At 61.8% G+C, this 22710-nt stretch carries 19 protein-coding genes and 1 tRNA gene; 4 read left to right on the top strand and 16 right to left on the bottom strand.

Going from position 1 to position 22710, the window contains the following annotated elements:
• Positions 1-3 precede the first annotated feature (3 nt).
• The 16 genes from obgE to DW925_RS04230 form a co-directional block, all read right to left on the bottom strand.
• Positions 4-1470, bottom strand: coding sequence for a GTPase ObgE (obgE, locus tag DW925_RS04155; protein WP_199577035.1), 1467 nt, complete (start codon positions 1468-1470; stop codon positions 4-6).
• A gap of 85 nt (positions 1471-1555) precedes the next feature.
• The gene (rpmA, locus tag DW925_RS04160; protein WP_006236075.1) at positions 1556-1813 is read right to left on the bottom strand and encodes a 50S ribosomal protein L27; all 258 of its coding nucleotides are present in this window, start codon (positions 1811-1813) and stop codon (positions 1556-1558) included.
• A 33-nt stretch (positions 1814-1846) separates the two neighbouring features.
• Positions 1847-2221 carry a 50S ribosomal protein L21 gene (gene rplU, locus DW925_RS04165; RefSeq protein ID WP_035138585.1) on the bottom strand — a complete coding sequence of 125 codons (375 nt, stop codon included), beginning with the start codon at positions 2219-2221 and terminating at the stop codon, positions 1847-1849.
• Positions 2222-2288: 67 nt separating this feature from the next.
• Positions 2289-3101 carry a TIGR03936 family radical SAM-associated protein gene (locus DW925_RS04170; RefSeq protein WP_117790417.1) on the bottom strand — a complete coding sequence of 271 codons (813 nt, stop codon included), beginning with the start codon at positions 3099-3101 and terminating at the stop codon, positions 2289-2291.
• Entirely contained in the window at positions 3098-4975 is a 1878-nt protein-coding gene (locus tag DW925_RS04175; protein WP_117790418.1) for a TIGR03960 family B12-binding radical SAM protein, read from the bottom strand. The genes DW925_RS04170 and DW925_RS04175 overlap by 4 nt, the downstream gene beginning before the upstream one ends.
• A 10-nt stretch (positions 4976-4985) precedes the next feature.
• Positions 4986-5915 (bottom strand): YcjF family protein, encoded by a 930-nt coding sequence (locus tag DW925_RS04180; protein WP_117790419.1) that lies wholly within the window; start codon positions 5913-5915, stop codon positions 4986-4988.
• An 18-nt stretch (positions 5916-5933) separates the two neighbouring features.
• The gene (locus DW925_RS04185) at positions 5934-7160 is read right to left on the bottom strand and encodes an FtsW/RodA/SpoVE family cell cycle protein (RefSeq protein WP_117790420.1); all 1227 of its coding nucleotides are present in this window, start codon (positions 7158-7160) and stop codon (positions 5934-5936) included.
• Between the two features lie 9 nt (positions 7161-7169).
• Positions 7170-9239, bottom strand: a complete 2070-nt coding sequence (gene mrdA / locus DW925_RS04190) for a penicillin-binding protein 2 (RefSeq protein WP_055249986.1) — start codon at positions 9237-9239, stop codon at positions 7170-7172.
• A gap of 13 nt (positions 9240-9252) precedes the next feature.
• Positions 9253-9819, bottom strand: a complete 567-nt coding sequence (locus tag DW925_RS04195; RefSeq protein WP_117790421.1) for a hypothetical protein — start codon at positions 9817-9819, stop codon at positions 9253-9255.
• Between the two features lie 12 nt (positions 9820-9831).
• A complete protein-coding gene (gene mreC / locus DW925_RS04200) occupies positions 9832-10773 on the bottom strand; it encodes a rod shape-determining protein MreC (protein WP_117790422.1) in 942 nt (313 codons plus the stop codon).
• Between the two features lie 78 nt (positions 10774-10851).
• Positions 10852-11883: a rod shape-determining protein gene (locus DW925_RS04205; RefSeq protein WP_006236061.1), complete on the bottom strand. Its 1032-nt coding sequence runs from the start codon at positions 11881-11883 to the stop codon at positions 10852-10854.
• Between the two features lie 127 nt (positions 11884-12010).
• On the bottom strand, positions 12011-13315 hold the full coding sequence (locus tag DW925_RS04210; protein WP_233503136.1) for a tetratricopeptide repeat protein: 1305 nt from the start codon (positions 13313-13315) through the stop codon (positions 12011-12013).
• Between the two features lie 11 nt (positions 13316-13326).
• Positions 13327-13869, bottom strand: coding sequence for a peptidylprolyl isomerase (locus tag DW925_RS04215; RefSeq protein WP_006236059.1), 543 nt, complete (start codon positions 13867-13869; stop codon positions 13327-13329).
• Positions 13870-13976: 107 nt separating this feature from the next.
• Positions 13977-15119 (bottom strand): zinc ribbon domain-containing protein, encoded by a 1143-nt coding sequence (locus DW925_RS04220; RefSeq protein ID WP_158565737.1) that lies wholly within the window; start codon positions 15117-15119, stop codon positions 13977-13979.
• Between the two features lie 103 nt (positions 15120-15222).
• The gene (locus DW925_RS04225; protein WP_117790424.1) at positions 15223-17946 is read right to left on the bottom strand and encodes an HAD-IC family P-type ATPase; all 2724 of its coding nucleotides are present in this window, start codon (positions 17944-17946) and stop codon (positions 15223-15225) included.
• Between the two features lie 76 nt (positions 17947-18022).
• Positions 18023-18099 (bottom strand) — tRNA-Arg (locus DW925_RS04230).
• Between the two features lie 214 nt (positions 18100-18313).
• Here DW925_RS04230 and aroF point away from each other — a divergent pair.
• From aroF to aroA, 4 genes are read left to right on the top strand one after another with little or no spacing between them, the layout of a single operon-like run.
• A complete protein-coding gene (gene aroF / locus DW925_RS04235; RefSeq protein ID WP_117790425.1) occupies positions 18314-19336 on the top strand; it encodes a 3-deoxy-7-phosphoheptulonate synthase in 1023 nt (340 codons plus the stop codon).
• Positions 19337-19339: 3 nt separating this feature from the next.
• Entirely contained in the window at positions 19340-20254 is a 915-nt protein-coding gene (locus tag DW925_RS04240; RefSeq protein ID WP_117583253.1) for a prephenate dehydrogenase/arogenate dehydrogenase family protein, read from the top strand.
• Positions 20255-20290: 36 nt separating this feature from the next.
• Entirely contained in the window at positions 20291-21397 is a 1107-nt protein-coding gene (gene aroB / locus DW925_RS04245; protein WP_117790426.1) for a 3-dehydroquinate synthase, read from the top strand.
• Positions 21391-22710: a 3-phosphoshikimate 1-carboxyvinyltransferase gene (gene aroA / locus DW925_RS04250; protein WP_117790427.1), complete on the top strand. Its 1320-nt coding sequence runs from the start codon at positions 21391-21393 to the stop codon at positions 22708-22710. Before aroB ends, aroA begins: the two co-directional genes overlap by 7 nt.

Raw genomic sequence — 22710 nt, forward strand, 5'->3', positions numbered from 1 at the left:
GGCTTACTCGCCCTCCGAGGTCTCGGCATCGTCCGCGGCATCCGCCGCATCGACAACCTCGACGCCCTCATCCGCAGCATCGGCCACGTCAATGGCCTCAACGGCAACGTCCTCTCCAGCGTCCTCGAGCTCCTCGTACTCCGAGAAGTCCTCAGCGCCCTCAAAGTCAAAGGCACGCTGGCAAATGCGGACCTCGTCGCCCGCACGGCAACCGGCCTTCTCGAGCGCGTCGTCAACACCCATACGTGCAAACTTATGCTGCAGGTAAATGACGGCTTCCTCGTTTTCCCAGTCGGTCTGGATGACCATGCGCTCGATGGCACGACCAACCACACGGAAGGCACTGGGCTCCTCCTGGACAATGCGGAACCGCTTCTCGCGCTGCAGACGGCGGCGCTCCCACTCCTCGTCGCGAAGATCGACCGGCTCATCGGAAACCGCCAGCTCGGCGCGAAGCTTAGCCACCTGCTCGCCCACGGCAAGCATCAGCGTATTGAGCCCGGCGCCCGTCACGGCGGACACGGCAAAGAACATATGTCCATCGTCGAGCGCGGCGCGCTTGAGGTCGGCAATCTTGTCGGCCGTGCCCGGCGCATCGCACTTGTTGGCGACAACGATTTGCGGGCGCTCCGAAAGCTCGGCGCCATACTGCTCGAGCTCACGGTTGATGATGCGGTAATCCTCAACCGGGTCGCGATCCTCAAAACCGCCCGTCATGTCGACGACATGCATGATCAGGGCCGTACGCTCAATGTGGCGCAGGAACTGGTGGCCCAGGCCACGGCCCTCGCTCGCGCCCTCGATCAAACCAGGAACGTCGGCAACGACGTAAGAATACTCACCGGCACGCACCATGCCGAGGTTCGGCACGAGCGTGGTAAACGGATAGTCGGCGATCTTGGGTCGGGCGGCACTCATGCGCGCAATGAGCGAGGACTTGCCGACCGAGGGAAAGCCCACGAGCGCGGCATCGGCCATGAGCTTCATCTCGAGCTCAATCCAGTGCTCCTCGGCCGGCTCGCCCAACTGGGCGAATGCGGGCGCGCGGCGCACGGACGTCACAAAGTGCGTATTGCCCAGACCGCCGGCACCGCCGGGCGCCACGACGACGCGCTCGCCATCATGCACCAAGTCGGCAATCTCGAACATCGGGGTCTGCGTCTCGGGGTCGAGCTCGCGCACCACGGTACCCATGGGAACCTTCAAGATAAGGTCCTCGCCGCTCTTACCGTTACGACGGGCACCCTGCCCGTGCGTGCCGCGCTCAGCGCGGAAGTGATGCTTAAAGCGGTAATCGATCAGCGAAGACAGCTGAGCATCGGCCTGGATGACGACATTGCCGCCACGACCGCCGTCGCCGCCATCGGGGCCGCCCTTGGGGACAAATGCCTCGCGCCTAAACGACATGCATCCGGCTCCGCCGTCGCCGCCGCACACGTTGATGCGGCTGATATCGGTGAACTGTGACAACAGAATCGCCTCCTACAAAAAAGAGGGAGACCCTTGAATCCTAAAACTCAAGTGCCTCCCACATATGTGCTCTATGAAGGGTGAATTACGCGTTCGCGAGCGGGCGTACGCTGACCCTGTGCTTGATACCCTTGTGGAACTCAACGGTACCGTCGACCAGCGCGAACAGCGTGTCGTCCTTGCCACGGCCAACGTTCTCACCCGGGTGGATGTGAGTGCCGTGCTGACGGACGAGAATCGTGCCCGTGGTTACCGTCTGGCCGGCATAGCGCTTCGTGCCAAGGCGCTGACCGCGGGAGTCACGGCCATTACGGGAGGAACCGAGTCCTTTTTTGTGTGCCATTGTGTATACCTACTCTTTCGTTACGAGTGTAATCTACTCGGCGACGGGAGCCTCGGCAACAGCCTCGGCCTCTGCCTTGACAGCCTTCTTGGCGCGGGACGTAGCCTGGACCTTCACGATCTTCAGCTTGGTGAGCTGCTGACGGTGACCCTTCAGACGACGATAGCGCTTACGCTTGTGGAACTTGAAGACCAGCTGCTTCTCGCCCTTGAACTGCTCAACGATCTGAGCGGTAACCTTGGCCTTGGCCAGCTTGTCGGGATCGGTGACGATCTTCTTACCATCGTTGAGGAAGATAACCGGCAGGGTGACCTTGTCGCCCTCATTGCCCTCGATCTTCTCGACGGTGATGACATCGTCGGTGGCGACCTTGTACTGCTTGCCGCCCGTGTTAACGATTGCGTACATGTTTACTTGCCCTTCATGCATCAGTTAGTGCAACAGCCGAATATAGTAGCAGGCGAAAATACCCCCGTCAACGAGTATGTGGAGCAAATCCACAAGTTCGCACAGGTATGGGGCTGACGAGTCGGCCCTCGTCGTCCTCGCATGCTTGATTCTGACGCTCGACATCGTAGGAGCAGATGGTCACGAGGTCTTGCATACCGGTGGAAACAATAGGTGCATCCACGCCCGGGGTCAAGCCCTGCAACAAAACATCAGCAGCGGAAAGCAAAATTTCCGGACGCATGGAGCCCTCGTTGTCGGCATGGGTGTCGAGCATGAGCACCAAATGGTCCGGGCGCTCCCCCGCCGTGAGCTCAAAGCCCACGAGCGTGTGATCCAAGTCCAAGCGCTTGCTCTTTTTGCCGCGCACGTAGTCGATGCCATGGTCCGCGCGCAGCGTGTCGATCGCACGACGCACCTCATCGGCGCTTACGGGCGTCTCGGGATCCAAGTGCAGGTCGATGCGATACGACAGGCGCGTGAGCTGCGCCGTCAACGCCGGCGTGCGCACGTCGATGTACGCCGCCTCGATGGGGGCCAGATCGGCCGGAGACGCCGCAGACAGGCGCTCAAACGCCTCGTCGAGCGCCACGAACTCGGTCATAAACAGGTCATACCACTCGCAGGTCGACGACGTACCAACCGGTAGCGCCGAAGAGAAGCCCACGCGCATGTGCGGAGAGAAGCCCTGCGTGACGGCATAGGGAAGTCCTGCACGGCGCACGATGCGCTCAATGGTATGGATTACTTCGAGATGGCCCAGGTACTTAAGGCGGTCGCGCTTGCCATAGCGAACACGAAGCCTAAAGAGCGAGGGGTTGTCGGTCAGGCGCTCACTCATGCGCGATCACCCATCAATGCATTCTTGGCGTGGAGCGTGGGGCAGATCCCGCAGCCGGTGCACGACGTGCGGGTGCAGTCGGGAGTCGTGACACCCTCGAGCGAGCGACGGTACTCGCGCTCGAGGAAGCCGCGCGTGCAGCCGGGACTCACATGCTCCCACGGCAGGCGCCAGTCCAACTCGTAGGGCAGGTGCACAAGCTCATTGAGGTCGATGCCGTTTTTGGCAGCAGCCTCCTTCCAGTTATCGAGCGAGAAATGCTCTACCCAGGCGTCAAAGCGAGAGCCCGCGCGCCAAGCATCGATGATGACGGGCGTCATGTCACGACCGGCGCGGGACAGCGCGGCCTCGATGAGCGAGGTCTCAGCATCGTGGTAATGCACGCGGACGGCACGGTTGCGAACGCTCGTGACAAGCAGCTTCTGGCGACGCTTGACGTCGTCGTAGTCGAGCTGCGGGCACCACTGGAACGGCGTGGCAGCCTTGGGGATAAAGACCGAAACCGAGATGGACACCGAGATCGAGCCGCGACGAGCCTTGGGCACCACGGAACGACCGAGCTCCAGTACGTGATCAGCCAGATTGGCGATGGCCACGATGTCCTCGTCGCGCTCGCCGGGAAGGCCCATCATAAAGTAGAGCTTCATGCGGTTCCAGCCGGCCTCGAAGGCCGCCTTGGCCGCACGGTCCAGGTCCTCCTCGGTCACGTTCTTGTTAATGATGTCGCGCATGCGCTGGCTGCCGGCCTCGGGCGCGAACGTCAGGCCGCCCTTCTTTTCGCCGGCGACCGACTCGGCCATATCCACGCCAAACGAATCCAGGCGCTGCGACGGAATAGACACGCGAATACCCGTATCCTCCAGGCGACGGTTGAGCCTGCCGAGCACGTCGCGAATGCAGGAGTGGTCGGTCGTGGAGAGCGAGGTCAGCGACACCTCGTCATAGCCGGTCTTTTCCAGACCCTGAATCACCGACGAGACGATCTGGTCGGCCGAGCGCTCGCGCACCGGGCGATACGTCATGCCGGCCTGGCAAAAACGACACCCGCGGGCGCAGCCGCGCAGAATCTCGATAGACAGGCGGTCGTGAACCAGCTGCGCATAGGGTACGCACGACTGCGACAGCGGATTCGTGGCGCCGAAATCCTCGACGACGCGCTTGTAGACCACGGTCGGCGCATCCTTGCCTTCACGCAGCACGGTGTAGCCATGCGGCGAGCAGGGCTCGTCATGACGAACCTCATAGAGCGACGGCACGTAGTTGCCGGCAATGGATGCAAGCTGCTCGATAATCTGCGCGCGCGGGACCCCTTCGTCACGCAGGCGGCGATGCAGCTGGCAGGTCTCGAGCAGCGATTCCTCGCCCTCACCGATGAGGATGGCATCGAAGAAGGCCGCGTACGGCTCGGGGTTGTACACCGAAGGACCACCGGCGATGATAATGGGGTCGTCCTCGGTGCGGTCGGCCGCCAACAGCGGAATGCCAGCGAGGTCGAGAGCCTCGAGGAAGTTCGTCACCGCCATCTCGTGCGGCACATGCAGGCCGACGATATCAAACGAAGCGACCGGCGCTGCGCCCTCGAGCGACAGCAGCGGAATGCCCGCCTCGCGCATGGCGTCACCCATATCGGGCCACGGCACATAGCCGCGCTCGCAGGAGATGCCCTCGGCCTGGTTAAGGATGTTGTAGAGGATGGCGATGCCCTGGTTAGGCAGACCGACCTCGTACACATCCGGGTAGATCAGGCAGCAACGGTAGTCGGCATCGGCCTTGGAAAGCGTGCCCCACTCGTGATCGATATAGCGGCTCGGTTTCTCGACCTTGGCGAGCAGCGGCTCAATTAAATGAAAACAGTCTTGGTATGCAACGCGCAACGGAAAACCCCTAAGCTGCGAGATCGGATGCGTCCTGGTAGGACGCCATAGGACGGGTAGCGCCCGCGACGGTGGTCACCAGATCGCGAACACGGGAGAACGTGGCAGTGACCACCTCGTTGGCACGGCTGTAGTCGACATCGCGCTCGTAGAGCGAAACGAGCGCACGGCCCATGCCATAGGTGCCCGCGGCAGCAGTGAGCGCCTTGACGGCAAACCCAATATGCGGCGTCTGCTTGACGAGCGCGCGGGTGACCGCGCGGATCACAAGACCTCCGGCAAGCACGCCAGCGACCTCGTAGCCGCGCTCAGGCTTAATGCCGCGTCCAAAGACGGCAGCGAGCTCAAAGAGCATGCCCACCTGCGCCAGCGCCATAACGGGATAATCGGCGCCCGGCAAAAACACCAGCGCACCGGTCGCCATATTGGTGAGCGCGCACGAGGTGATGATACGATTGGCCGCCGCGATGCGCATGAAGGCAAAGTTCGCCGCAAAAGCCGTTTCCTTGTCGGTGCGATCGAGAATCCAGCGGGCAAGCGTCTCGAGCAGATACGTCTTATCGGTTGCCGCTACCACGCCGAGCATGGGCGTGGACTCCTCGATAAACGGCGCCTCCACAGCAGACTCGGCAAGCACACACACGGGCGCGCCAGCGATCACGAGCTCCTGCACGGCACTCTCCAAGCGGTCGGAACCACACGAGAGCACCAGCACCACGTCGGTATCGGTCTTTGGAGCAATTCGCTCCTCCCCCAGACGCTCGACGCGCACAATGCCCGAGGTCGTCTGCGGCACAAAGGCGTCACGCACCGTCTCGGCCAGAAAGCGCGAGGCGGACGAATCCAGATAGACCGAGACGCGCACCGGCGTATCGGAATCCTTCTTAACGGACGCGCCCATCTTAAAAGCGCGGGTCAGCTTATCTACGGGAATTTTCATAGCAAACCCCTCCAGCGGTTACGCGGCGCCCGAACGATGCCGCCATATGGATTGTACGATACCCACCGTCAGCAGCTGAATCATCATCGAAGACGAACCAAAGCTAATAAACGGTAGCGGAATACCGGTAATCGGCATCATGCCGATGCACATGCCGATGTTTTCGAAGGTCTGGAACGCCCACATGCCGACGATACCTACGCATGATAAGCGTAGGAACAGAGACTCGCACTTAAAGGCAACGCGGATCGTCGAGAAGATGAGCAGCACGTACAAGCACAACAGCAAAAAGGAGCCGCAGAAGCCAAAGGTCTCGGACAAAAAGGCGAAGACGAAGTCGGTGTGGAACTCAGGCAGAAAGCCGCCGGCCGACTGCGTCGCATGCCCCAGGCCCTTACCAAAGAAACCGCCCGAGCCGACCGCGATCAACGACTGCTGCAGATTGTACGCATCGTCCGAATCGGCATTATCGGGGTCGATAAAGACCGTCAGACGGTTCATCTGATACTGCTTGATGAGCACATCGTGGCCGAGCAACGAATCAAAGACCGAATCGAGCGCCAGAACGAGGGCCACCAAGCCCACGAGAAGGGCCAGGGTCGACAGCACCCATTCGCGGCGTGCACCGCTCATACAGATGACGATAGCGCCAGAAACCAGCACGACCAGGCCCGATCCCAGGTCGCCCATGGCAACGACGGCCAAAAACGGAATGGAAAGCATGCCGCAGAGCTTGACGTAGTCGCGAACGGTATCGATGCGACCGTTATACTGCGAGCCAAGCGTAGCAATAAAGAAGATGGTGATGAGCTTGGCAAGCTCAACCGGCTGGAATGTCAAGCCAATACCGGGAATCTTAATCCAGCCCGTCATGCCCAGACCGCCCGTATAGGACAGACCCGGAATCTTGGGCGAGAGGATCACGATCAGGTCGATGACGAGCAACGCCGTCGAGAAATTGGAAATACCGCGCAGATCGGTACGCCAGACCAGCACCGCCAGCACCGCTCCGATGCCAATTCCCAGCAGATGGCGAGAGAACGAGGCATCGGCCTTAAACTGCGAAGCCGACCAGATGATGATGGCACCGTAGGCAACGAGCGCCACAGTAGCCACGAGCACACCGATATGCACCTTTTGGCGAAACGTGCCGCGCGAGGCCGAAAGTTGCTTGTTGACGCGGTCCAGGCTGCTGCGAGAGCCGGTCTTGGTTGAACGGAACAGATCCGCCGGAGAAAAATCCATCGCAACCTCCTATCGAACCGAAGAATCGCCCGAGGCCGAAGAGGTATCGGGCTCGTCATAAATCACGCCGAGCACGTCGCGCACGACATGCATCGCGGTATCCGAACCACCGCCGCCCTGCTCCAGGACAGTAGCGATGACATACTTGGGATCATCGGCCGGTGCATAGGCGCAGAACCACGCGTATTCGTCCTCGCCGCTTTTCTCGCCCGTGCCCGACTTGCCGTACACCTGCGGCGTCAGGGTGCCAAAGTGAGCCGCCAGGGACGTCGATGCCGTGTAAATCACGTCGTGCATGCCGTTGCGAACAAGAGTCAAATCCGAATCGCTGTTGATCTTGGCCTCCAGGCGCTTCTTCTTGCCCTTGCCGTTGTACTTATAGGCATCGCCGTCGCCATCGCGCGACACGGCAGACAAAAACACGTGAGGCACGTACTGTTTGCCGCCGTTGGCAAGACCCATATAGGCGCACGCCATCTGCAGGGGCGTCACCAAAATGTCGCCCTGGCCGATGGCAATGTTGGTCATATCGCCGGCATTCCACTTGCGGTCCTCGGCAGAGGCGTCGGTAAAGTACGACTCTTTCCACTCGGCATCGGGAATACGGCCCGCGCCCTCACTCGGCAAATCGATACCGCAGGTCTTGCCTAGGCCCCAGCGACGAAAGACCTCCTGCAGGCCCTCGGAATGTTGCTCGTCATAAAAGAACGCCTTGCCCATATCGTAGAAGACGGGGTCGCACGAGTTGGCAATACCCGACTGCAGCGTCATGGTGCCGTGTCCAGACGTCAGCCAGCAGCGCTTGCCCCAAGCCTTGCCCAAGCCCGTCCAATAGCCCGTGCAGTTGGTTGTCTGCGTTGAAGTGTAGGTTCCAAACTCAAGACCGGCCAGTGCCGAGAGCGGCTTGATGGTCGAGGCCGACATGTACTGTCCGCTAATGGCGCGGTTGAGCAGCGGGTGCGAACCCTTGTCATCATTGAGCTCGGTCCACACGTCATTTGAGACGCCGCCGATAAAGACGGACGGATCGAACTTGGGCTCGCTCGCCATGCCCAGGATCTCGCCGTTGTTGGGATCGAGACACACCACAGCGCCGTTGCCGGCATTGCTGTAGCCAGTGGTCTTGGCAAGCTCGATGGCGCTCGCCAGCGCCGTCTCACAGGCCTGTTGGATCTTGAGGTCGAGCGTGAGCTTAATGTCGGAGCCGGCCTTGGCGGGCACGGCGCCGGCCTGACCGGTCACATTGCCCGAGGCATCGACCTTGACGGTCTGCTCGCCACGAATACCCTGCAGCAGGTTTTCGTAGTAGCTCTCAACACCCGCCTGGCCCACGATATCGCCCGACTGGTACGTAATCCGGCCAGCAGAAGCATCATCGTCGCCAGAGGTTTTCTTATTCTGGGCCTCAAGCTGCTCGGAGGTAATGGTGCCGGTATAGCCCAAGATATGGCATGCCGTCTCGCCATATGGATACTGGCGCTCGGTGCGCTCGGCAATCTTCACGCCAGGGAACTCGCCGGCGTGCTCCTGAATATAGGCAACCGTGGAGCGGCGCACGTCCGTCGCGATGGTATGCAGGCTCTGGGCGCCCTCGGAATTGTCCTGGATATTGCGCAGCACCGCGACGTAGGGCATACCGAGCACGTTGGCAAGATGGCGAACCAGAACCTCATCCTCGGCAAGGTCGCGGTAGGCCACGACAGCAAGTGAGGGACGGTTCTGGACAAGTGCCACGCCATTGCGGTCGAGGATGCGGCCACGCACAGCGGGTGTGGTAACGGTGCGCGTCTGATTGCTATTAGCCTGCTTTTCGTAATAGTCCGACGAGACCATCTGCATGCCCCACAGCTTGACGGCAAGCGCCGCGAACATCGCGCCCACACCCGTGGTGAGGATGGAGAAGCGGCCCTTAAAGGCGGTCGCCGCGGTATTGCCCTCGCCCTCGGTGGCGCGCGGGGCCGTTCCATGCTGCGTATCGTAGGTAAAACGGGAATCGCCGCGACGCATGATGACCAGCGCGACCACGATGGCCACAACCAGCACGATACCGGCGATAATAACCGTCATCTGGGAAGACATCTACAGGCCTCCCCTATTTGAGCTTGCGGGTCTTGGGCTTAAAGCGCATGCCCGTCTGGCGTCCGCCACGTGCGGAGAATCCATAACCGGACTGCGGCACGACGCCGGACATCAAAAACGGAATGGCAACCAGACCCGTCAGGATCGAAGACGGCAGCGCATGACCGAAGATCGCCACGACAAAGCTCGTCTCCAAACCCATAAACAGCAAGATGATGCTGTAGATCACATTAATGACGAGCGCGAAGGCGCCCACAGTGATGCCGCGCGCACTCGGGGTACCGCCCGTCTGACCGGCGGCGCTATGCACCAGGGCAAAAGAACCCACGGTCAGTAGGAGCGACATAACGCCCACCGGCACGGCAGCGGAAAGGTCATAGAACAAGCCACTGCAAAAACCGCACGCGACGGCACGGGTCGGGTCGCCCGAGAACACGCTTAGGCACACCAGGATAATCATGAAGTTGACGCGACCGCCCGCAATGGAGATCTGCGGTGCCAGGCCTGCCTGCAGCAGCACGCACATGATGGCGGCGATTACAAACGTGCGGGAGCTCATCCCCTGCTCGTGTAGATCCATGGACATGCCCCCCTATTCGCTCGAGCCGGAATCGGTCGTCTCGGACGTGTCGGAACTGTCATCCGAACTCTCGTCCTTCGTCTTGGTCGCAGCATCGCGCGACATTCCCTGCGGCGTGCTATTAGCGGTGCTCACGTCCTCATCCGAGGCCGACTGTTCGTCGGTCAGCGAGGTGATGACCAGCACTTCCTCGTTGTTCTCGGCCGTCGTCTGGGCGCGCACCACAATGGTGTAGTACACGTCGTTTGCCGATTTCTCAACCGACGAGACGGTGCCGAGCGGTAGACCCTTGGGGAACACACCGCCAATGCCCGAGGTCACGATGATGTCGCCAACCTTAACGTCGGAGTCGACGCTCACGTACTCAAGACGCAGCGTGCCGTCAGCCTGACCCTGCAGCATGCCCTGGGCGCGCGTGTCCTGCAGCATAGCGGACACGCCCGAGTTCTCATCGCCAATCAGGCGCACGGTGGACGTCTTGGCCGAGACCTCGATAATCTGGCCTATGACACCGGCAGAACTCGTCACAGGCATGTTGATGGTAAGACCGTCGGCAGAACCCTTATCGATGGTGACGGTCGAGGTCCAGGCATCGCCCGAAGCGCCGACGATACGAGCTGCGGTTGATTTGAGGTTGTAGGTCGACTGCAGGCCGACCAGCCCCTCCAGTCGCTCGGCGGTCTTTTGAGCCTCGGAGAGCTCGGCAACCTTAGAGGTCAGTTCCTCGTTTTGCTTCTTAAGCTCGTCAAGCGTGTCCTGCGACGCCGTAAGGTTAGAGAACACGTTACCGATCGCATTGAAGGGAGCCGCCACAGCCGAGCCCACAAAGCGCACCGGCGAGGTAATCGTCGTCACGCCCGAGCGCACGGCATGAATCGGTCCTGCCTCGCCCTCGCGGATGTAAAACGTGAGCAGCAACACCGAAATCAGGCTGAAAACAATCAACGGGCGCATACCCGTTGATTGTCGCTTGGTATTCAGATTTGTGGAGAAACCCGAAGATCGTGCCAAATGGAATCCACCTTTTGGAAATTAAGCATTGGTCTGGACGAAGCCGCCATCAAACGCATTGGCCTCGAGCACGCGGGCACAGCCGTTAACGACGTTATCGAGCGCCGTGGGGCTGACGTTGACCGAAACACCGGTCTCATCGCGCAGGCGCACGTCGAGACCGCGCAGCAGCGCGCCGCCACCGGTCAGCAAAATGCCGTAGTACATAAGGTCCGAGGCAAGATCGGGAGGCGTAGCGTCGAGTGCGTCCTTGACGGCCTTGGCCATCTCGTCGAGCGGCTTGTTGAGCGCGCGACGAATCTCCTCGCTCTCGATGCGCACGGTCTTGGGCAGACCGGTGATCACGTCGCGGCCGTTGACCTCGACGTCGAGCTCGTCCTTGAGCGGCACGGCGGAACCGACCTTGATCTTGATGTCCTCTGCCGTACGCTCGCCGATGGCCAGGTTGTAGGCATCGCGAACGTGCGTGAGGATGGCCTGATCGAACTCGTCACCGGCAATACGAATGGACTGCGAAACGACGATGCCGCCCATAGCGATAACGGCAACCTCGGTGGTACCGCCACCGATGTCGATGACCATGGAGCCGGTGGGCTCCTCAACGGGAAGGTCGGCGCCGATAGCGGCTGCCATAGGCTCTTCGATCAGATAGGCCTGGCGGGCACCGGCCTGGATCGTGGCCTCAAAGACAGCGCGCTTCTCGACCGACGTGACACCGGAGGGAACGCAGACGACAACACGCGGACGCGGAGTCCACGGATAGCGCTTCTCGGACGCCTTATCGATAAAGTAGCGAAGCATGGCCTCGGTAACATCGAAGTCGGCGATGACGCCGTCCTTCAGGGGACGAACGGCCACGATGTTGCCGGGCGTACGGCCGAGCATGCGCTTTGCCTCGATACCGACCGCCAGGATGCGCTCGTCGTTCTTGTCGATGGCGACAACGGAGGGCTCGCGAATGACGATGCCCTTGCCGCGCACGGAGACAAGCGTATTGGCGGTGCCGAGGTCGATGGCAAGATCGCCCGCATAGCTACCGAAGAACATATCCATCAAAGAAAACAACGCAACTCCTGATGTGTTGGATGATTGCTGGAAAACTACTAGCTCATCATACTAGCGCAAGCCCGGCACCTCACTTGCGGTGAAGCGCCGGGCAAAGCTAAATCCCATAAGGTCACTACTGGTTGTCAGCAGCCGAGAAATCCATATCGAGCGAAGAAACGGCCCAGCCGATATGGTTGTCGGAGCGCACGAATTTGACGGTGTACTCCTGCTCGCCGCCCTTGGACAGCGATGCCTTCACCTTAGCGGTCGTCTCGGTCATGGACTGATCCATGCCCTCGACGGACACGGTGGCACCCTGCGGAATCGAGGAGATGATCATCGACTTAGCGTCCTCGGACAGGCTCGAGGCCAGACAAGACTCGGCCTTTGCGGTGTCACCGTCGCCGGCAGCCTGGAACAGATCGGTAACGACAGACTCCTGAGACGGGAAGCCAAAGCCGCGCGTGTAGGCAAAGCCCAGACCGCCCGCGGCGATCAAAATAAGCAGAAGCAGCACGATGAAGACTTTGAGACCCGTATGGCGATGGCGACGACGGACCTTGGCCTGCTTACGATCCTGACGGTCCTGCTGGACCATCTCGGACTCGGACAGCGTAAAGAAGCCGGTGTCCGAGGGATCAGGCATAAACTGACCGGTCGCGCCCGTAGGATCGAGCGGATCGACGGCAGGAGCGTCCATCGCGGGCGCCGGAGCCGTGGCCATAGCCGTCTGGGCAGACAGCGCGGCAAGCGAATCCTGCACGCGGGCAAGCTCATCGGCCTGCTCGGAGGTGAGCTGGTAGATGCCATCGGCAGTAGCGGCATTAAAGGCGTCGAGTGCGTCGGAGGGACGGCCGGCGGCAGAAAGCGCCTGACCCATGCCGGCGTTGAGCGCACGCGTGTCGTCGCGGGGGCCGGCAAAGTCGATAGCCGTGCGGTAAGTCTCCACGGCATCCGCCGGACGGCCGAGCTTAATGAAGCAACGACCGAGCTCGCCGAGCGCAGCGGCAGGAGCCGGATTGGCGCCGTCGATGGCAGCCTGACGGAAGGCGGTTCCCGCGTTGGCATAGTCGCCCGACTGGAACAGCGCATTGCCCAGGCCCAGATAGGCCTTGAACGGCGTGGCATAGGAAGCATCCTGCGTAGCAGCTGAGAACGCCTGGGCGGCCGTCGTGTAGTCGCCCACGGCGGCGAGCGCCTTGCCGCGGTTGGTGAGCAGCGCGCCGCGCTTGCCGTAGGTGCCGTCGTTGAGGGCGGCGGCATAGGCCTCGGCGGCCTCGGCATACATGCCCAGGTGCATCAAGGCGTTGCCACGAAGGTGATCGGCCTCGCCCATAATCTCATCGGGAGTCTTTGCCGCCCCAAGCATCTGGGCTGCAGCAGAAAAATCACCCGCGCGGTAAGCGGCGCGGCCCTGTTGGATCAGCTGGCTATTCAAGGAAGTCCCCTTTACTCGTGAACGATCTCGACATGGACGATCTCGTCGCCGGCACGCAGTTGCGAAATCACATCGAGACCCTCGACCGTGGTACCAAAGACGGTGTAACCGGAATCGAGGTTATGCTGGGCACCCAGGCAGAAGTAGAACTGCGAACCCGCGGAATCGGGGTCCATGGAGCGTGCCATGGCAAGGGCGCCATCGACATGGCTGTTGCGCGGATTGGTGGCAAACTCGCCCTTGATGCAGTAGCCGGGGCCACCGGTACCGGGCATGCCGTCGGGGCCCTCAAGACCGGCGGCGACGTCGGCGCCGGACATGTCGCGGGTATTGGGGTCGCCGCCCTGGATAACAAAGCCGGGCACATAGCGATGGAACTTAAGGCCATCATAGAAACCCATCGTGGAAAGCTCGCAGAAGTTCGCGACATGAATGGGAGCGCCCTCGCCGTCAAACTTGACCTTGATGGTACCCTTCGACGTCTCGATAACGGCGCACTCGTCGCCGGCAAGCTGATACTCGGGCGTGTAGAGCTCTTTCTTAAAACCAAACATGTGGTTCCCTCCTCGTGCGTTTAAAGCATATTTGTACGAATTGTAGCAATAAGCATGGGCTTACATCAATTGCGCACGTAGGTTATGCCGACTATGGCGAACTAATTTTAGGAATGCTGCTGCGGCTTCCAGGAGCCCACGTTGGCGTCGTACTGATTCAGCGCGCTGTTGCCGCTCTGCGCGATGGGCGCCAGGATCTCGCTTTGGTGAGAGCTCATCGACTCGCCATCGGGAATGGCCAGCGAGATATCCCAGCTCTGGCAGATCACGTCAACGCGCTCATACATCCACTCGGCAAGCTGCTTTAAGTGGGCGATGTCGTCCGCATAGACCGTATCGTCCTGTACTTTCAGGTTGTTGAGCTCATCTTGCGTCTTTTTAATCTGGTCGCGCAGGGCGTAAGCACTCTGCGACAGCTCCTGACGGGTGGACAGCGGCGTTCGGAGATAGCCGTTGTTAAAGGAATCGATGACCTCGCCGATCTGGTCCTCGTCACCGTAGGACACGATGGTCTGATACAGACCGTCGAGCCTGGTATAGAGCTGATCATCGGTGAGCACGGTTTCTTCTTGGACCACCTCGGCAGAATCGTCCTGCTTGGTATCGTCCTCAGTCGCCTCGCCCTTTTGGCGCGTGGGGAAGGTGGTTTGTGCAGCTTGGCCAAACTGGTCGTAGAAGCCGGGCATAACACCCATGGGATCGGTCGTCACGAACCAATAGGCACCGCCGCACACGACGGCAAGGACCGCGATGATAATGAGCGGCTTGGGAATATGACGCTTGTGCTTGTGATAGGCGTCCTCGTCGGGGTGCACCTTGCGCTTGGGTTTTTGAGCATCGTTATGCAGGGAAACGGGCATGGGAATATCGACCTTGGGGATACCGAAATCCTTATCGAAAGCCGGCAGCACGCAGGTCTCATTGGGGTCGGCGGCGTCTGAAAGCACCGCAGCGGCAGAGGCCGGCGCATGCGGCACCTCGGTATCGATCTGCTCTTGCGTTAGGCGCGGAAAGCCCGCCGTGCGGCCCGCTGCCAGGTCGGATGCTGCCGCGTCCTCGGAGAGGATACCCGGAGCGGGGCGTCCGCATTTGGGGCACGTACGATCATGCGGAGAAAGACGGGCACCGCAGCCCTCGCAGAACACGAACTCGGTGTGCTCGGGACCATCGCCCGGACCCACATAGGCGTTGCAGTAGGGGCAGAACGAGGCGCCGTCCTCGATGGTCTTTAGGCAATGCGGGCAGATCACGGCATCCTCTTTTCGAAGCAATTCAAACAATCGAGGTTAGAGCATAACATCGCCACGGCCCCACAGGAGCAAGGCACCAATTCAACATCGCCAGGGCGCGTAGCTACTTCTTCTTTTTGCTTGGCATCGAAACTTTGATGCCTTGGGCGGACTTGGTTACGCGGGAGCGCTTGGCGCCCGTGGGCTTCTTTTTCTTGGGCTGGACCTGGGCCACGCCCTCGAGTGCGCGGGCCTCGGCCTCGCGAGCGGTGCGATCTTCGCGGCGCTGCGCCATGTCGGCGGCGACGCGCTTGGCAAAACGCTCCGCCGTCGAACCCGTCGAGCTCACCTTGCCGCCACCGCGACCCAGGTGAACGCGCACACCGCGGCCAAAACCAGTTGCGGCATGACGACGACGCGGCTTGAGCGAATCCATCATCGTGGCGAGCTTAAAGAACACCGAGCAGGTAAAGACCACGATGACAGCCAAGATAACCATCTGGCCCATCGTCAGGTTGGCAATAGACAGCAGCTTCGGGAATCCGATAACGCCCACCAAGATGCCGGCGACTACAAACACAAAGAGCACCACACGTAGGGGCGTGAGAGGCTGCGAGATGCGCCAGATCAGGCTGACGCTCGCCGCGCACGACGTAAGCAGGCACATCGTAGACAGCGTAAGCTGGCTAAAGCCAAACACGCGCGCCACAAAGATATCGAGCGCTGCGGCCAAAATAACCGCAATCGACGCCGGCAGTGCCCGCTTGAGCACGTTCGTCAGGAACGACCCCTTCACGCGAGCATTGTTGGGCTCCAGGCCCAACACAAAGCCCGGCGCGCCGATACAGAAGAAGTTAATGAGCGTCATCTGGATGGGCTCGAAGGGGTACGGCGGCAGCGCGATGCACAGCGCCGCCAGGCCCATCGAGAACAGCGTCTTAGTCAGGAACAGCGAGGCCGAACGCTGCAGGTTGTTGATGGAGCGACGGCCCTCGGCCACCACGGCGGGCATCGAGGCAAAATCGTTGTCGACGAGCACGATCTCGGCCACGTTGCGCGCGGCATCGGAGCCGGCCGCCATGGCGACGGAGCAGTCGGCCTCCTTGAGCGCCAGCACGTCGTTGACGCCGTCGCCCGTCATGACCACGGTGTGCTCGCGGCGCTTGAGCGCTTGCACGAGCTCGCGCTTCTGCTGCGGGGTCACACGACCAAAGACATGGTAGCGGTCCACTGCGGCATCGAGCTTGGCCGGCGTATCGAGCGTCGTGGCGTCCACATAAGCGTCCGCCCCCGGCACACCCACCACACGCGCGATCGACGACACCGTACGCGGGTCGTCTCCACTGATCACGTTGAGGGTCACGCCCTGCTCGTTAAAGTAGCCGATGGTCTCGGTCGCCGAGGTACGGATCTCGTCGCGTATGGTCACAAAGCCCACGGGCTCGGCCTCGCCCACCATATCGCCATCGGGCGTAAAGCCGTCAACGCGCGCCACCACGAGCACGCGGCAGGTATCGGCAAGCTCGGCGACACGGTTCTCGACCTGGGCAAACGCACGATCAGAGAGCACAAACTGCGCCGCACCCATCACATATGAGCCCTGTGCAAACGACGCGCCGCTCCACTTTTTGGAAGACGAGAACGGAATGACCGACAGCGGCTCGGACACCTCGACCGGACGGTCGGCGTAATAGTTGAGCAGCGCCTGACAGGTCTCGTTGGCATCGGCCGAGGTCGCACGCGCCACGTTAGCCAGGGCAAAATCGAGCACCGTGGTATCGACGGGAACAGATGCCCCGTTCTCCCCCACGCCCAGGGCAACGCCCTCGACCGGTAGCGGATAGGTACCCTCGACCTCCATGCGGCCCGACGTGATGGTGCCCGTCTTGTCCAGGCACAGCACGTCGACGCGAGCGAGCGTCTCGATGCAGTAAAGCTGCTGCGCCAGCACCTTGCGGCGGGCCAGGCGCACCGTGGCGATGGCGAGCACCGACGAGGTCAGAAGCACCAGGCCTTGCGGGATCATGCCCAGCAGGGCGCCCACCGTGGACAGCAGCGCCGACGAAGGCACATGACCAGCCAACAGCTCGGAGAAGCACCACGAAAGCGCGCTATCGCCCGGGGTTCCCGCGGCATCCCACAGCTCGCTCACACTCGAGGCAAACAACGCCAAACCGAGCGGGATCATGATGATGCTCGCAAAGCGCACGATGGCGTTAAGCGCGTTCATGATCTCGGAATTGACCTTTTTGACGTACTTGGCCTCGTTATTAATTTTGGCCACGTAGTTGTCGGCGCCGACATGGATCACGCGGGCGCGCAGCAGGCCCGAGTCGATAAAGCTGCCGCTCATGAGCTCAGAACCAGGCTGTTTCTTAATAAGATCGCTCTCGCCCGTCAGCAGGCTCTCATTCACGAGCGCCTCGCCCGAAACCACCACGGCGTCAGCGGGGATCTGGTCGCCGCGCCCCAAGCGGATGATGTCATCGAGCACGATCTGGTCCAGGTCGAGCTCCACCTCGGCGCCGTCGCGCACCGCGATGGCCTTCTTGGAGGTCAGCAGCGTGAGTTTATCGACCATCTTCTTAGAGCGCATGGACTGAATGACGCCAATAGCGGTATTGAGGAACACCACGAACAAAAACGTCAGGTTCTTAAACGACCCGGTCACAATGACCAGGAGCGCCAAGATCACGTTGATCAAATTGAACAGCGTGCAGAGGTTCTCGATGATGAGCTCTTTGACCGACTTGGTCTTGAGCTCCATGTTGCGGTTGATCTTACCGGCGGCGATGCGCTCCTCGACCTCGGCGGTCGAGAGTCCGCGCTCGATATCCGTTGCTGCCATACCACGTCCCATCACGTCGCGTCGGTATAAGAAAAACCGCCCGGACCATGCGAGGTTCGGACGGTCTCACGTTCGATGGTGCCCCATGTTGGATTCGAACCAACGGCCTTCTGCTCCGGAGGCAGACGCTCTAATCCCCTGAGCTAATAGGGCCAACGTTTGGCATTATACCCAAGTGCACCACGGGCTATCAAAATAAAAGAAAAAGCTTTGCAATTCCGAGGAAGACCGAGGAAGACGCGGCTCAACGGCCCACTTTAGAAGGCAAAAGCGAGTCAGATAGTATAAACTCTCATGCACCATATGTACACGGCTCGCGATGCGGGCCGTTTTTGCAAGGGTTATCCATCGAGGTGAGAGGCACACCATGATTGCAATTTTAAAAGAGAGCGCCAGCGACGAGGCCGTCAGCCATATCGTCAGCTGGATTGAGAAAAAGGGCCTGAAGACCGATGTCTCGCGCGGCGAGAATGAGACGATCATCGGCCTGGTGGGCGATACGACCAAGATCGACCCGTTCCTGCTCGAGTCCATGGATGTCGTCGAGCGCGTGCAGCGCGTCTCCGAGCCGTTCAAGCGCGCCAACCGCAAGTTCCACCCCGAGGACTCCGTCATCGACTGCGGCCACGGCGTACATGTAGGCGGCGACCAGTTCCAGGTCATCGCCGGCCCGTGCTCCGTCGAGGGCGAGAACCTCATCCGCATCGCCCGCCGCGTGAAGGCAGCAGGCGCCACGATGCTGCGCGGCGGCGCCTACAAGCCCCGCACGTCCCCGTACGCCTACCAGGGCATGGGCCCCGCCGGCCTCGATCTGCTGTGCGAGGCGTCTGCCGAGCTCGATATTCCGATCGTCACCGAGATCATGGACCCGCGCGACGTGCAGGTCTTCCTGGACAAGAAGATCGACGTCATGCAGATCGGCGCCCGCAACGCCCAGAACTTCCCTCTGCTCAAAGAGGTCGGCAAGACCAAGACCCCGGTCCTGCTCAAGCGCGGTATGTCCGGCACGATCGATGAGCTGCTCATGGCCGCCGAGTACATCATGAGCGAGGGCAACGACAACGTCATCCTGTGCGAGCGCGGCATCCGCACCTTCGAGACCCGCACCCGCAACACCTTCGACCTCAACGCCGTGCCGGTGCTGCACCACCTTTCGCACCTGCCCGTTGTCGCCGACCCCAGCCACGCCACAGGCTACACCCGCTACGTTGAGCCCATGGCGCTCGCCGCGACCGCCTGCGGTGCCAACGGCCTGGAGATCGAGGTCCACGACGAGCCGAGCCGCGCCTGGTCCGACGGCGCCCAGGCCCTCACCCCCGATCAGTTCGACGACACCATGCGCCGCATCCGAGCCATCCGCGAGGTTGTCTGCCAAGAGACCATGGAGTAGCCCATGGGTACGGTGAGAAACGCGCGCGTTAACCAGGGCGGCCCCAAGTGCGCCGGCATCGTCGGCCTTGGCCTCATCGGCGGCAGCTTTGCCCGCGGCTATGCGCAGGCGGGCGTCCGCGTGCTGGCCTGGGACCCCGATGACGATGTCATGACGGCCGCCAGTATGGGCACCGTTGCCGGCGAGCTCAACGACGAGACGCTCGGCGAATGCGACATCATCGTCCTGGCATGCTACCCCGAGGCCTGCATCGAGTGGCTCGAGGCACATGCCCAGGCACTCGCCGACGCCACCGACACCGAGGCCATCATGGGCCCCGTGGTGATCGACACGGTGGGCGTCAAGGGCATCGTGTGCGAGCGCGCCTTTGAGCTTGCCCGCGAGCACGGCTTTTACTTTGTGGGCGCGCACCCCATGGCGGGCACGCAGTACTCGGGCTATGCGCACTCCCGCGCCGACCTGTTCCAGGGCGCGCCACTCGTGCTCGTGCCGCCAGCGGTGGACGATGCGCTCAAGCTGGAGCTTTTGGGCCAGGTGCGCGAGATGGTGCGCCCCTTGGGCTTTGGCAAGTTCAGCGTGACCAGCGCCGCCGAGCACGACCGCGTCATCGCCTTCACGAGCCAGCTTGCGCACGTGGTATCCAACGCCTACGTCAAAAGCCCCACAGCCCAGGTCCACCACGGCTTTTCGGCCGGTAGCTACCGCGATCTCACCCGCGTGGCGCACCTCAACCCGCAAATGTGGTCCGAGCTCATGATCGACGACGCCGACGCACTCGCCTTCGAGATCGACCATCTGATCGAGTCGCTTGGCGCCTACAGCCGTGCACTCAAGGACCGCGACCAGCGCTATCTGGAGAATCTCCTTGCCGAGGGCGACCGCATTAAGCGCGCACTCGACGACGAGGCCTCCCACTAGACCACCTATCACGCCAGGTCGAAAGGACCGAAGCTTATGGCGATTACCATCGATATCGACACCGCACGCCCCTACCAGGTGCATGTGGGCACGTTTTTGCTGGAGCAGGCGGGACCGCTCGTGCGCGCCACTGCCGGCGGCACCAAAGCCGTCATCGTGACGGACACCAACGTCGGCCCGCTCTACCAGATGCCCGTTAAGCAGAGCCTGGAGGCGTCAGGCTACGAGGTGAGCATCTGCACCTTCGAGGCCGGCGAGGCCCATAAGCGTGCCGAGACCTATGTTGCCATTTTGGAGTTTGTGGCCGAGCACGAGCTTTCGCGCTCAGATGTGATCGTGGCGCTCGGCGGTGGCGTCGTGGGCGACGTGGCGGGTTTTGTGGCCGCCACCTACATGCGCGGCTGCAAGTTTGTGCAGATTCCCACGAGCCTGCTCGCCATGGTGGATTCGTCGGTGGGAGGCAAGACCGCCATAGACCTGGCTGCCGGCAAGAACTTGGTCGGCGCCTTTTGGCAGCCGAGCGTGGTTATCGCCGACGTGGGGTGCCTGGCCACCCTCACGCCCGAGCAGTTCGCCGACGGCTGCGGCGAGGTCGTCAAGCACGCGGTAATCGCCGACCCGGAGCTTTTCGCCGAGCTGGAGAAGACCCCGCTCACGCTGGAGCTGCTCAACCAGGACGTGGCTCGCGTGGCGCTTATCATTGCCCGCAATATCGACATCAAACGCGCCGTGGTCGTCGCCGACGAGCGCGAAACCAACCAGCGCAAGCTCCTCAATTTTGGACACAGCGCCGGGCACGCCGTCGAGGCCTGCGAGCACTTTGAGCTCGGACACGGCAACTGCGTTTCGATCGGCATGGGCATCATCACGCGTGCCGCAGCCCTGCACGGCATCTGCGATGCCGAGCTGCCCGATCGTATTGAGAAGCTCTGCGCCCGCCACGGCCTCAAGACCCGCTGTGAGCTTTCCGCCGACGCCGTCTTTGCCGAGGCGCTCCACGACAAAAAGCGCGCAGGCGACACCATCGACCTGGTAATTCCGCACGACATTGGCCGTTGCAGCATCGACCGCACGCCGCTTTTCACCTTCCACGATTTGATTGCCGAGGGCCTCGGCCAGAAGGGAGACGCATCCGTATGCTAGCCCGCATCACCCCCTCCCCGCTCAAGGGCACCGTTCCCGCCATCGCGTCCAAGTCGATGGCGCACCGCCTGATTATCTGCGCCGCACTTGCCAACGGCGAGACGCACGTGACCTGCAACACGACCTGCGCCGATATCGAGGCAACGGTGCGCTGCCTTACGGCGCTCGGCGCTCGCATCGAGACCGTCGAGGACGGCTTCCAGGTCCACCCCACCATGAAGAGTGTTGAGTTTGGTCTGCTCAAGGCCCTTGCCGGCGGCACGCTTGACTGCGGTGAAAGTGGCTCCACGCTGCGCTTTATGCTGCCTGTCGCCTGCGCGCTGGGTGCGGATGCCACCTTCGTAGGCCAGGGCCGCCTGGGCGCCCGCCCGCTCTCCCCGCTCTCCGACGAGATCATTGCCGCCGGCTGCGACCTGCAGGGTCTGGGCGGCTTTCCGCTCAAGACGAGCGGCCGCATGCGCCCGGGCACCTTTATCCTGCCGGGCAACGTGAGCTCGCAGTACATCTCCGGCCTGCTGCTGGCAGCCCCGCTTCTGGCCCAGCCCTCCTGCGTGCAGGTGACCGGCCTTATCGAGAGCCGCCCCTATATCAACCTGACCATCCAGGCCATGAAGGCCTTCGGCGTCGAGGTCAACGTCGAGCGCATCCCCGCCAAGGACGGCCAGCCCGAGATCACGAACTTCCGCGTGAGCAGCGGCTCGTACCGCACGCCTGGCAACGTAGCTGTCGAGGGCGACTGGTCCAACGCCGCCTTTTGGCTGTGCGCCGGCGCCATCGGATGCGACCCCATCACCGTCGAGGGCGTGTCGCTGAGCTCCGCACAGGGCGACCGCAACGTGCTTGCCGCGCTTTCGCGCTTTGGCGCCCGCATCGTGCGCTCCACGAACGCCGCCACCGTCCAGTCCGACAAGCTCGCCGGCTTTGAGATGAGCGCCCACGACATTCCGGACCTGGTGCCCGTCATCTCGGCCGTGGCATCACTGGCTCAGGGCCGCACGTTCATCCGTGACTGCGCGCGCCTGCGCATCAAGGAATCTGACCGTCTGGCCACCACCACCCGCGAGCTCACCGCGCTGGGCGCGCAGGTGCGCGTCGCCGGTGACGACCTCATCATCAAGGGCGTCGATGCCTTTACCGGCGGCGAGGTCGATTCGCACAACGACCATCGCATCGCCATGATGGCCGCTATCGCCGCGAGCCGCGCCACCGGCGAGGTCGTGATCCACGGCGCCGAGGCCGTCAACAAGTCCTATCCCGATTTCTTCGACCACTACCGCCTGCTGGGCGGCAAGGTCACGCTCGAGGAGGAATAG

This window comes from Collinsella sp. AM43-1, assembly GCF_003467925.1.
In the GTDB taxonomy this organism is placed as follows: domain Bacteria; phylum Actinomycetota; class Coriobacteriia; order Coriobacteriales; family Coriobacteriaceae; genus Collinsella.